General features: G+C 66.8%; 11 protein-coding genes. 2 read left to right on the top strand and 9 right to left on the bottom strand.

Going from position 1 to position 11682, the window contains the following annotated elements:
• Positions 1-63: 63 nt before the first annotated feature.
• The 7 genes from OCGS_RS10825 to mutM form a co-directional block, all read right to left on the bottom strand.
• On the bottom strand, positions 64-882 hold the full coding sequence (locus OCGS_RS10825) for a nucleotidyltransferase domain-containing protein (RefSeq protein WP_007427289.1): 819 nt from the start codon (positions 880-882) through the stop codon (positions 64-66).
• Entirely contained in the window at positions 879-1997 is a 1119-nt protein-coding gene (gene recF / locus OCGS_RS10820; protein WP_052026175.1) for a DNA replication/repair protein RecF, read from the bottom strand. Before recF ends, OCGS_RS10825 begins: the two co-directional genes overlap by 4 nt.
• Positions 1972-3090, bottom strand: coding sequence for a DNA polymerase III subunit beta (gene dnaN / locus OCGS_RS10815; protein WP_007427287.1), 1119 nt, complete (start codon positions 3088-3090; stop codon positions 1972-1974). The genes recF and dnaN overlap by 26 nt, the downstream gene beginning before the upstream one ends.
• 73 nt (positions 3091-3163) lie before the next feature.
• Positions 3164-4552 carry a chromosomal replication initiator protein DnaA gene (gene dnaA / locus OCGS_RS10810; protein ID WP_040610938.1) on the bottom strand — a complete coding sequence of 463 codons (1389 nt, stop codon included), beginning with the start codon at positions 4550-4552 and terminating at the stop codon, positions 3164-3166.
• Positions 4553-5126: 574 nt separating this feature from the next.
• On the bottom strand, positions 5127-5390 hold the full coding sequence (rpsT, locus tag OCGS_RS10805; RefSeq protein WP_007427284.1) for a 30S ribosomal protein S20: 264 nt from the start codon (positions 5388-5390) through the stop codon (positions 5127-5129).
• Between the two features lie 81 nt (positions 5391-5471).
• Positions 5472-6248 (bottom strand): enoyl-CoA hydratase, encoded by a 777-nt coding sequence (locus OCGS_RS10800; protein WP_007427283.1) that lies wholly within the window; start codon positions 6246-6248, stop codon positions 5472-5474.
• Positions 6249-6312: 64 nt separating this feature from the next.
• Positions 6313-7176 (bottom strand): bifunctional DNA-formamidopyrimidine glycosylase/DNA-(apurinic or apyrimidinic site) lyase, encoded by an 864-nt coding sequence (mutM, locus tag OCGS_RS10795; protein ID WP_007427282.1) that lies wholly within the window; start codon positions 7174-7176, stop codon positions 6313-6315.
• Positions 7177-7232: 56 nt separating this feature from the next.
• Between mutM and ubiE the strand changes: the two genes are divergently transcribed.
• Both ubiE and ubiB read left to right on the top strand, forming a co-directional pair.
• Positions 7233-8009, top strand: a complete 777-nt coding sequence (gene ubiE, locus OCGS_RS10790) for a bifunctional demethylmenaquinone methyltransferase/2-methoxy-6-polyprenyl-1,4-benzoquinol methylase UbiE (protein WP_007427281.1) — start codon at positions 7233-7235, stop codon at positions 8007-8009.
• Positions 8010-8015: 6 nt separating this feature from the next.
• Positions 8016-9548 carry a 2-polyprenylphenol 6-hydroxylase gene (gene ubiB / locus OCGS_RS10785; RefSeq protein ID WP_007427280.1) on the top strand — a complete coding sequence of 511 codons (1533 nt, stop codon included), beginning with the start codon at positions 8016-8018 and terminating at the stop codon, positions 9546-9548.
• A 7-nt stretch (positions 9549-9555) separates the two neighbouring features.
• Here ubiB and OCGS_RS10780 read toward each other — a convergent pair whose 3' ends face one another.
• Positions 9556-10209 (bottom strand): flagellar hook capping FlgD N-terminal domain-containing protein, encoded by a 654-nt coding sequence (locus tag OCGS_RS10780; protein WP_007427279.1) that lies wholly within the window; start codon positions 10207-10209, stop codon positions 9556-9558.
• Between the two features lie 8 nt (positions 10210-10217).
• Positions 10218-11600, bottom strand: coding sequence for a flagellar hook-length control protein FliK (locus OCGS_RS14605; RefSeq protein ID WP_007427278.1), 1383 nt, complete (start codon positions 11598-11600; stop codon positions 10218-10220).
• Positions 11601-11682: the final 82 nt, after the last annotated feature.

The following is an 11682-nucleotide window of genomic DNA, read 5'->3' as shown; positions in this document are numbered from 1 at the left end:
CTGTATGCGTGAAACATAGTGTCTCGACGGGGCGTTGTCACGCCTCGCGCACCTGTTTCGCGGTCATTCCCCGACCTTGCGCACAAGCCGCCGATAGAGTGTGTCCGCCTCGGCCCACAATGCCGGATCGGGCCTGTCCGGGCCCGCCGCCGCCAGCCAGGCGCGCGCCGCGCCCATCTCGGTCCCGACCAGATCCAACAGCGCCCGGTCCACCGGCCCGGCACTGGCCTTTTCGCGCACCGCCCGCTTGCGTTCGGTCAGATCGTCCAGCAGCGCGGCCGTCCGCGGCGGCAGATCGCACCCTTCGCGCAGCGCGGCCATGTCCATGGGCGGAACCGCCCCGCCGTTCAATCGCATCCAGCGCAATGCCAGGGCGGGACGCACCGTATAGAAGAACCGCTTCAGCGGAACCGGCTTGTCCGGGTCCAGACGCTCCAGATGGCGGAACGCGATCGACAGGTAATGCCACGTCACCGGCCGCCGCCGCATGGCACGCGCCGCGAAATCGCGCAGCAGCGGCAGCCCCTCGGCATCGGCGGCATACAGAATGGGCGATTGCAGCCATTCCGACAGGACCGCATTGGCGTTCATCGACAGTTTCAGGGCCTTGGACAGATCCCAGCCCGATACGTCCAGCTCGTCCGAGATCGGGCGCTCGATCACGTCGCGCTTGCGCGCCAGGCTCAGATGCCAGTCCACCGGGCGCGCATAGACGAACCGCACGTCATAGTCGCTGTCGGGCGAATGAAACCCCCAGGCCCGCGATCCCGACTCGATGGCCATGACGATGCCGATGCGTTCCTCCTCGGCCAGCGCGTCCAGCACCCGCCCGATCGTGGCGCGCATCGCATCCGATACCGGCGCGTCTGCCGGCCCCTTCATCTCGCCACCTCGCTCACCCCGTCCACCTCCTGAATCTCTATGGCCTGCGCGCGGTCTTCCAGCCCCGCGAACAGGTCCGCGCTGGTGCCGGTCATCCAGGCCTGCGCGCCCAGCGCGCAGATCTCGTCGTAAAGGGCGGCCCGCCGCGCGGCATCCAGATGCGCCGCCACCTCGTCCAGCAGCAGCACCGGCACGCGCCCCGTCGCGTCGCGCACCGCCCGCGCATTGGCCAGGATCAGCGAAATTAGCAGCGCCTTCTGCTCGCCGGTGGAACATTGCGCCGCGGGCACGCCCTTGGCGCGATAGATCGCCGCCAGATCGGCGCGATGCGGCCCGACCAGCGTGCGCCCGGCCATCAGGTCGCGCCGCCGCGAATCCGCCAGCGCGTCGGTGCCGAAGAACACTTCCTCGGGCTCGGTGATGTCCAGATCCGACACCGGAAAGGCGGTCGCCCCCTGCGCCTGCGCGCGGGACACCGCGTTCAGCGCCTGATAACGGTTGGCGATGATCCGCACGCCCGCCTCGGCCATCTGCCGTTCCAGCGCGCCGTACCATGTCGGATCGCGCACCTGGTCGCGCAGCAGCCGGTTGCGTTCGCGCATCGCCTTTTCATAGGTCAGCACCGCCTCGCCGTGATCGGGCACGAACGACAGCGTCATGCGGTCCAGAAACCGCCGCCGCCCCTCGGCCCCCTCGATCCACAGCCGGTCCATGCTGGGCACCAGCCACAGCATCGGCACGATGGTCCCCAGCGCCGCCTGCGGCGCGGCCTTGCCGTCGATCCGCACCGCGCGGCTCTGCCCCGGCTCGGCCCGCAGGCCGATCTCGTGCCCCGCCACCTCGGCCGCGACGCGCCAGCCGATGGGGTCGGGACGGCGCATCAACTCGTCCGCCGCCGCCCGCCGCAGCCCGCGCCCCGGCGACAGCATCGACACCGCCTCGATCAGATTGGTCTTGCCCGCGCCGTTCGGACCGTGGATCGCGACCGGCCGGGCGTCCAGATCCAGCGCCGTGCGGCGATGCGACCTGAAACTGTACAATTCGAGCCGCGAAATGTACAAATTGTACGTTTCGACCGACAGATCCGCGTCAGACCCGCATCGGCATGACGACATAGACGGCGCTGGGATCGTTGCCCTCGCGCATCAGCGTCGGGTCGCCTGACGTGTTGAAAAGGAATACCGCATTCTCGCGGTCCACCTGATTTGCTATTTCCAGCAGATACTTGGCGTTGAAACCGATCTCCAGCTTCTCGTCCGCATAGGCGACGGCCAGTTCTTCCTCGGCATTGCCGCTATCCGGCGCCGTCACCGACAGGACCAGCCTGTCATCCTCCATCTGCATCTTCACCGCGCGACTTTTCTCGCTGCTGACCGTCGCCACCCGGTCCACCGCACGGGCGAAATCGGCGGCGTCCACCTCCAGCTTGCGGGAATTGTTCTGCGGGATGACGCGCGAATAATCCGGGAAGGTTCCGTCTATCACCTTGGAAGTCAACGCGATTTCATCGGTGGCAAAGCGCACCTTGGTGTTGCTGACCGATACCTGGATGGGCGTGTCGTCCACCTCCAGCAGCTTGCGCAACTCGGCCACCGCCTTGCGCGGCACGATCACCCCCGGCATCCCCTCGGCCCCATCCGGCAGATCCGCATCAATTCGCGCCAGCCTGTGCCCGTCCGTCGCCACGCACCGCAACGTCCGCGCGCCTTGGGTTTCGGCGACGTGCATGTAAACGCCGTTCAGGTAATATCTTGTTTCTTCTGTGGAAATTGCAAACTTCGACTTGTCGAACAGCCGCCGCAGCGCCTGCGCGGGGATGCTGAACTCCGCCGTATAGGCCGCGTCGGCCATCACCGGAAAGTCCTGCCGCGGCAACGTCGTCAGATCGAACTGCGACCGCCCCGCCCGCACCCGCAGGCTGCCCGTCGCGCTGTCATCGGCCAGCGTCACCAGCGCGCCATCGGGCAGTTTCCGCACGATTTCGTGGAACATCACCGCATTGACGGTCGTGGCGCCGGCGCGCTCGACCTCGGCGGGCGCATGATCAACGACTTCGATATCCAGATCGGTCGCGCGGAAGGAAACGCGGCCGTCATCCGCTTCGATCAGGACATTGGCGAGGATGGGAATGGTATTGCGCCGCTCGACGACGGATTGCGCGCGGGCCACAGCGCGCAGAAGCGTGCCCCGCTCGATGCTGATCTTCATGTCCCACTCCGTCTGGTTCGGGACGGCCACGCTAGCCGTTTCGGCCAAGGGCGCAAGGGGAAAGGCGCGCGATTCAGATGTCGCGCAGCACCCGGCGCAGCATGTCCACATCCTCGGCCGTCTGGCTGTCGGTATCGCACAGCTTGGCGATGGCCCGGATCCCGTGCAGGATCGTCGTGTGATCGCGGCCGCCGAAGCGGCGCCCGATCTCGGGCAGCGAACGGTCGGTGAATTCCTTGGCAAGGAACATCGCCACCTGCCGCGGCCGCGAATAGATGCGCGTGCGCTTCGGTCCGACCAGATCGCTGATGCGGATGTTGTAGTGATCGGCCACCTTGCGCTGGATCTCGTCGATGCTGGCGCGCCGGTCGTAGGTGCGCATCAGGTCCGACAGGCATTCGCGCGTCGCTTCCTGATCGACCTCGCCCCGGTCGATCAGCGATCCGAAGGCGAAAAGCCGCATCAGCGCGCCCTCCAGCTCGCGCACGTTCGATGTGATCCGGTGCGCCACCATCTCCAGCACGCCCTCGCCGATCCGCACACCGGCGAACTGATCGCGGAACTGTTCGACCTTGCGCTGCAAAATCCCCAGCCGCAGCTCGTAGCTGGTCGGGTGCAGATCGACCACCAGCCCCGATTGCAGACGGCTGACGACCCGCCGCTCCAGCCCCGAAATCTCGCCGGGGGCGGTATCGGCGGAAATGATGATCTGCTTTCCCTGCTCGATCAAGGCGTTGAAGGTATGAAAGAATTCCTCCTGCGTGCTGTCCTTGCCGGCGATGAACTGCACATCGTCCACCATCAGCACATCGACCGACCGGAAGATCTGCTTGAAGTCGATCATCTGCCGGTCGCGCAGGGCCTGCACGAAGCGATACATGAACTGTTCGGCCGACATGTACAGCACGCGCGCGCCCGGATCGCGAGCGCGCAATTCCCAGGCGATCGCATTCATCAGGTGGGTCTTGCCCAGCCCCACGCCGCCGTAAAGGAACAGCGGATTGAACGTCACCGGCCCGCCCTCGGCTACGCGGCGAGCAGCGGAATAGGCCAGCTCGTTCGGCTTGCCGACCACGAAGGCGTCGAAGGTGTAATTCTCGTTCAGACGCGCGCCGGTGATGGTCATGCCGGACGCGGGCGCGGCGGTCCGTGCCGGCGCGGGCGCCTTATCCGCCGGGGCGGCATCCGGTTCGCCGTTGCAGGGGACTGGACGGTTGGCCGGTTCGCCGACGACGAAGGCCAGCCGCCGCACGCCGGCGCCGCGGGCATTCGCCTCGTCGATGATCTGGTCGCAGAAATAGCGGCTGACCCAGTTTCCGATGAACATCGACGGCACGCGGAAGGTCAGGATACCGTCGTCGAGGCTGCCGAATTCCAGCGGCTCGATCCAGGTGACGAAGTTGTTGTGCCCGACCTTCAGCTTCAGATCCTGTTTCACGATTCCCCAGCTATCGCGTGTCATTCGCCGGTCGCCCTTCTGCATTGCCTGTCCCAACGCATCCCCCCGGACGCGCATTGCATGCGACCCCGACCGCCGGGCAAGCCGATGCCGGGCACCGGCAGGGCCGCCCGAAAGCCGCCGCGCCGATACTGCATCGGGGCCGTCAGGACAGCACCCCACCGGGCGCGGACGGTAAGGTCCGGCCGGATTAGGCGCGCCTGCGCGGCTTTGCTTTGTGGACTGTCAGCGTCCGGCATGTCGGCGAAGTCGGATTTTTGGCCCTGGCAGAGGCCCGATCCCACGTCGCAAGCACCGTTCGGTCGGTCGCGGCGCGCTCGAAAACGCCGCCCGGATCCGGGGTCTTATGCTGCCGCTGTCCTGTCCCCCATCTGGCATGAATCGCATGCCCAACCTAGCCCGCCGCCGGAACGGGGCGCAACAGAACTATGGCATTGACTCAGGGTTTGCGGCGCGAATCCGCGGGAAGCCGGCGAGTGTGGCTTTGCCGCTATGGATGCCCCTTGCAGAAACGAAAAAAGCACGCCTTTTCAACGGCGTGCCTTCAAAACGGATTATCGGTCGTGCAGCCGGTGGGTCAGGCCAGCGCCTTGACCCGACCGGACAGGCGCGACAGTTTGCGCGCCACGGTATTCTTGTGCGCCACGCCCTTGGTGACGCCGCGCATCATCTCGGGCTGGGCGACGCGCAGGGCGGTCTGCGCCGCATCCTTGTCGCCCGATGCGATCGCTTCCTCGACCTTGCGGACGAAGGTACGGATCCGCGAGCGGCGGGCCTTGTTGATCTCGAAGCGCCGCTCGTTCTGGCGGGCGCGCTTTGCGGACTGGGGCGAGTTTGCCATTGTTCGGGTCCCGATGACTGAGCGTGCGTTCTGAAGCCGCGTCCCTATTGCGGCAAACCGGAGAAGTCAACAGCCCCGGCGCTAGCGGTCGCGGAACTGCGCCTCGCGCTTGTCGAGGAATGCCTGCATGCCCTCGCGGCGGTCTTCGGTCGCGAACAGCGCGTGAAACAGCCGCCGTTCGTGCAGCAAACCCTCGGCCAGCGTCGTCTCGTAGCTGCGGTTGACCGCTTCCTTCACCGCCATAACGGTCAGTGCCGATTTGGCGGCGATCTTCTGCGCCGCGGCCATCGTTTCCTCCATCAGCTTCTTGGCGGGCACGACGCGGCTGACCAGGCCCGACCGTTCGGCTTCTTCGGCGGTCATGAACCGGCCGGTCAGGTGCATTTCCATCGACTTCGACTTGCCGACGAATCGCGTCAGCCGCTGGGTTCCGCCAAGGCCCGCGACGGCGCCCAGATTGATCTCGGGCTGGCCGAACTTGGCCGTGTCGGCGGCGATGATGAAGTCGCACATCATCGCCAATTCGCACCCCCCGCCCAGCGCATAGCCCGCGACGGCGGCGACGATGGGCTTGCGGATCCGCAGCATCGTGTCGTTGAACGGCCCGAACAGATCCTCGGAAAAGACGTCGACAAAGGTCTTTTCGGCCATTTCCTTGATATCGGCCCCGGCGGCGAACGCCTTTTCCGATCCGGTCAGCACGATGCAGCGGACCTTCTCGTTCGCCTCGGCCTCGGTCAGGGCCTGGCCCAGCTCGGTCAGCAGGGCCGCGTTCAGCGCGTTCAGCGCGTCGGGCCGGTTCAGACGGATGAGGGCGACATGATCGTCGATCTCGACGACGATGGACTTGAAGGCCATTGGCACGCGCTTTCGCAGTTTCGGTCAACTGCGAAGCCTTATCATCCGCGACCCGGCGATCAAGCTATCTTTGGCAGGCCGGACAGAAGAAGGTGGACCGCCCCGATTGCACGATCCGCCGCACCGTTCCCGCGCAGCCCGGCGTAACGCAAAGCGCGCCTTCGCGGTCGTAGACGCGGAAGGTGTGCTGAAAATATCCCAGCGCGCCGTCTGCCTGCCGGTGATCGCGCAGCGACGATCCGCCCGCGGCGATGGCGTCGGACAAAACGTCGCGGATCGCGGCGACCAGCCGGTCCAGCCGGGCGACGGCGATCCGCCCCGCCTGCCGACGCGGATCGATTCCTGCCCGGTGCAGCGCCTCGCAGACATAGATGTTGCCCAGGCCGGCGACGATCCGCTGATCCAGAAGCGCGGCCTTCACCGGCATCCGCCGATTGGTGAACGCGGCCTTAAGGTGTTCCACGTGAAACGCGTTTCCCAGCGGCTCGGGCCCCAGCCGCGCCAGAAGCCAGTGATCGTCCAGCCGGTCGGTCGGATGCAAATCCATCGCGCCGAAGCGCCGCGGATCGTTGAAGACGACACGCGCGCCGCCTTCCATCCCCAGCAGGACATGATCGTGCCGGACCAGCCTGCTGCCCGCATGGTGGAAGCAATCGGGCAGGCCCGAGCCGCCGTCCCGCTCGATCTGCATGCGGCCCGACATGCCCAGATGGACGATCAGCGTCTCGCCCGTGTCGAGGCCCGCCAGCAGATACTTGGACCGCCGGCCAAGCAGCCCGACCCGCGCGCCGGTCAGGCGGTCGGCCATGCGGTCGGGCAGTGGCCAGCGCAGATCGGGACGCCGCAGATCCGCATGCAGGATGCGCCGCCCTTCCATCACGGGGGCAAGGCCCCGGCGGACCGTCTCGACTTCCGGCAATTCTGGCATGGATCCTCCGGGGGCTTCGCATTGTAACGCGTGCCCTGCGGCCTATAAGAAGGCGCATGACAGACGATCCGCAAGATCCCGCCCCCGACCGACCGCGCGCCACCACGCATTTCGGCTATGCCGAAGTGCACGAGGACGAAAAGGCGGGCCGCGTGCATGGCGTTTTCACGTCGGTCGCGTCCCGCTACGACCTGATGAACGACGTCATGTCGGGCGGCATCCATCGGCTGTGGAAGGATGCGATGATGGACTGGCTGACGCCCCGGCCCGGCCAGCGCTTGGTGGATGTCGCGGGCGGCACCGGGGACATCGCCTTCCGGTTCCTGCGCCGCGCCCCCACCGCATCGGCGGTGGTGCTGGACCTGACCGAACCGATGCTGACCGAAGGACGCCGCCGGGCCGAGGCCGCGAAACTGGCCGACCGGCTGGACTGGATCGTCGGCGACGCGATGGCGCTGCCCTTCGATGATGCCAGTTTCGATGTCTATACGATCAGCTTCGGCATCAGGAACGTCACCCGGATCGAGACGGCCCTGTCCGAAGCATACCGCGTTCTCAAGCCCGGCGGGCGGCTGATGGTGCTGGAATTCTCGCGCATCCCGCAGGATCTGCCGCAGCGGCTTTATGACCTTTATTCCTTCAACGTCATCCCGCGCATGGGCCAGATCATCGCCAGGGACCGCGACAGCTATCAGTATCTGGTCGAATCGATCCGCCGCTTCCCGACGCAGGACCAGTTCGCCGACATGATCCGCGCGGCCGGCTTCGGGCAGGTGAAATACCGCAACCTGTCGCTGGGCATCGCGGCGCTTCATTCCGGCTGGAAGATCTGACCGGAAATGCGCGGTCCGCACAACATCTGGCGGTTGATCCGCACCGGCGCGACGCTGGAACGCACCGGCGCGATGAACCTGGTGCTGGACGCCTTCCGCGCGCCGCCGTCGCTGCGCTTTGCGTCCAAGGCGCTGGGCGTTCCGTTCAAGTGGTTGGGCTACAAGGGCGATCCGAATCTGCCGCCGGCCACACGGGCGCTGACGGCACTGGGCCCGGCCTATATCAAGTTCGGCCAGGTCCTGTCCACGCGGCCCGATGTGGTGGGCGACGAGCTGGCGCTTCAGTTGCGCGTCCTTCAGGACAAGCTGCCGCCCTTTCCCCTGTCCGAAGCCCGCGCCGAGGTCGAGCGCGAGCTTGAGATGCCGGTCGATACCCTCTTTTCGTCCTTTTCCGAACCCGTGGCAGCCGCGTCCATCGCGCAGGTGCACAAGGCCGTGCTGCGCGAAACCGGGCGTCCCGTGGCGGTCAAGGTGTTGCGGCCCGGCATCGAAAAGGCGTTCCGCAAGGATGTGGACGCCTTCTATCTGGCCGCGCGGATGGTCGATCTGCTGGCCCCGTCGGCCCGCCGCCTGCGCCCGATGGAGGTGATCGCCCATTTCGAGGGCGTCGTTCAGGGCGAACTGGATTTGCGGATGGAAACCGCCGCCAACGCCGAATTCGCCGCGAACACCGCGAAGGATGCAGGGTTCCGGGTGCCGCATGTGGAATGGTTCCTGTCGTCGCGCCGGGTGATGACGCTGGACTGGGCCGAGGGCATCACCGCCAGCGACATCGCCGCCATCGACGCCGCCGGGCACGACCGCAAAGCGCTGGGCGAACGGGTGCTGACGCTGTTCCTGCAACACGCGCTGCGCGACGGTTATTTCCATGCCGACATGCACCAGGGCAACCTCAAGATCGCGCCAAACGGCGACATCATCGCGCTGGATTTCGGCATCATGGGGCGGCTCGACGAATATACCCGCCGGGTCTATGCCGAGATCATCTTCGGCTTCATCCGCAAGGATTACCGACGCGTCGCCGAGGTGCATTTCGAGGCGGGCTATGTTCCCGCCGACCGCGACATCGACGAATTCGCCCGCGCGCTTCGGTCGGTGGGCGAGCCGATCTTCGGGATGGACGCGTCGCGCATTTCGATGGGGCGGCTACTGAATTTCCTGTTCGAGGTGACGGAACGGTTCGGGATGGAAACGCGGACCGAGCTGATCCTGCTGCAACGCACGATGGTCGTTGTCGAAGGCGTGTCGCGGTCGCTTTATCCGCAGATCAACATCTGGGAAGTCGCCCGCCCCATCGTCGAGGATTACATTCGCAAGAATATCGGCCCCAAGGCGCTGATCCGCGATCTCAGCCGGACCGTGCGCGTCCTGTCGCGGTTCGGCCCGCAATTGCCCAAGCTGGCCGAAGCCGCGCTTTTGCGCCATTCCGCCCCCCCGCCGCCGCCAGACCCCCGCATCCGGCGGGGCGATGCCGTCGGTCTGGTCCTGCTGGGCGCGGGCGGCATGGCCACGATCGTCTGGATCGCGGCCCTGTTCTGAACGGGCGTCAGGACGGCGCCGTGCGGATGGCCGACACCGCGTCGGACGACAGCTCGACGCCGCCCGCGAAGCGCAGGAACGGGCCTTGCGGTGAAAAGCGCACTTCTGTCACCTGGGCATAGACCGGCGCGGGTTCTGTCGCGACGACGACATCGCCATCGCGGCTTTCCACGCTGAACGAATAGGCGCCGGGCGGCACGCGGCCGCCGCCGATCTCTCCGGCCCAACGGATCGGCGCGCCGTCGCCCGCGATGGGAATGCGGTGGACGACGCCCCCGGTCGCGTCCTTGACGACCAGTTCGTGACGGCTGCCGGCAACGGGAATCTCGGGCGCGATGGTCACGGCGTTGCCATCCACCATGACGGGCATCTGCGCCTTGACCTCGCGCCCGATCCACGAAGCCATCTGGGTGAAGTTGCCGCCATTGCCCTGCGCCAGCATCTGTTCCAGGAGCTTGTTGGTGTTGACCTGCTGTTCGACGCCGGAAAAAGTGGCAAGCTGCGCCGCAAATTCTTCGGATTTCATCGGGCTGAGCGGATCCTGGTTGGATATCTGCGCCGTCAGCAACGTCAGGAACGTGTCGAAGTCCGAGCTGATCGACTTGGCGGCGGGGGTCCGGGCGCCGGGCGGATTCGGCGCGGCCTGTGTCGTGACTTCCATGGTCTTCCTCACATCCTGATGTCGAGCCGGTCGAGCAAGGCGGCACGCATCCCGACAGGCGCCACGGCGCCCCCTGCGCCGTCGAAATTTCCGCCCCGGAACGCCGGCTGGCCCGGACGGCCGTCGGCGCCGGGCTGGCCCTTGCCGCCGCCGTCCCTGCCGCCCGAAAAGGCGAAATCCAGCTTGGCGAATCCCAGTTCGCCCAGCGCCGTTCCAAGCATGTCGATGTTGCGCCGCAGCAGGGCCAGCGTTTCGTCGCGGTCGGCCTGGATAACGACGCTCATCCCCTGTTCGGTCACGTTCAGCGTCAGCCGGACGCGGCCGAGTTCTTCGGGCGAAAGCGCGATATCCACCGGCCCCTGCCCCAGGGCGCGCGCGGCCTCGGCGATCTGGGGAACGACGATCTGCGCCGGAACGGGGGAAGCGGTCGGCATGGCGGGCGCGGACGGACCGGCGCCGTGCGTGGCCGTCGCGCCGGTTGGCAGTGGCGGGGCCGATGCCGAAGGTTCGGTGGGCAGCCTGTCGGTATTCTCGATCGCGGGCGGCGTCGACGGTTGGTTCTGGCTGGACGACCAGACGATCTGCGGCCCCTGCGGCGGGGTCGTCATGCGGCTGACGCCGTTCTGGCCTTCAACGCCGACCCGCTCGGGCAATGGAACAGCATCCTGTTCGGGTGACGCGGTTTTTGAAGGAACGGCAGGCGGCACCGGCCCTGCCGCAAGCGGCAAAGGCGTCGTCGGACGGTCGGCAGGCGACGGCGCTGCATCGGGCGGTGCCGGGGTTCTGTCGGTCGTCGCAGTCACCTGCGCCGTCCGTTCGGGTGCGGCTCCGCCCATCCGCTCCGCGCCGCCATCGACGGGTCCGGGCAGGACGGACGCGTCAGGCTTCGGATCTTGGCGTTCGGCAACGGTCGTGGGCGGTGCGGGCGCCTTGCTTTGGTCAGGCCGTTCGTCGGGTTGGGCAGGGGCGCCTCCCTCCTTTGGCCGCACCGGGGCTTTGATCACCGTCACGGCGGCGATCCCGTCCGGGGGCGGGTTTGCGGATGGGTCGGCTGCGGGCGCAGGCGGCGTCCTTTCCGGTTCGTCCGGTGTCGCGGCCTCGACGGTCTCGATCCGGTCGCTGGGACGCAGCACGATGCGCGGCTCTGCCGGCAGCGTCGGAAGTTGCGAATCGTCGGGCGCGTTGTCGTCCGATTCCGCCTGTGTCGGCGCGGCGTCCATCACCGTTTCGACCGACGCCGCCTTGACCGCCACTTTCGCGCCCATCGCGTCGATATGGCGCAGGAAGGCCGCGCCGGGGGTTTCCGGCAGGACGATCCGCGCGGCGGCAACCGACCCTGCCGCGTCCCTTGCGGTGGATTGGGGCATGGTCGGAATGTCGGCTATCTGCATATCGGCCTTCCTTGCGCTTCGGTCTTTCTTGCAGACGAAACTTACCGAATCTTTACCCGGCGATGGTTTTCTGACGCCGTTC

This window comes from Oceaniovalibus guishaninsula JLT2003 (assembly GCF_000299575.1).
GTDB classification, from domain to species: Bacteria; Pseudomonadota; Alphaproteobacteria; order Rhodobacterales; family Rhodobacteraceae; genus Palleronia; species Palleronia guishaninsula.
This window is presented reverse-complemented; position numbering and strand designations above follow the sequence as displayed.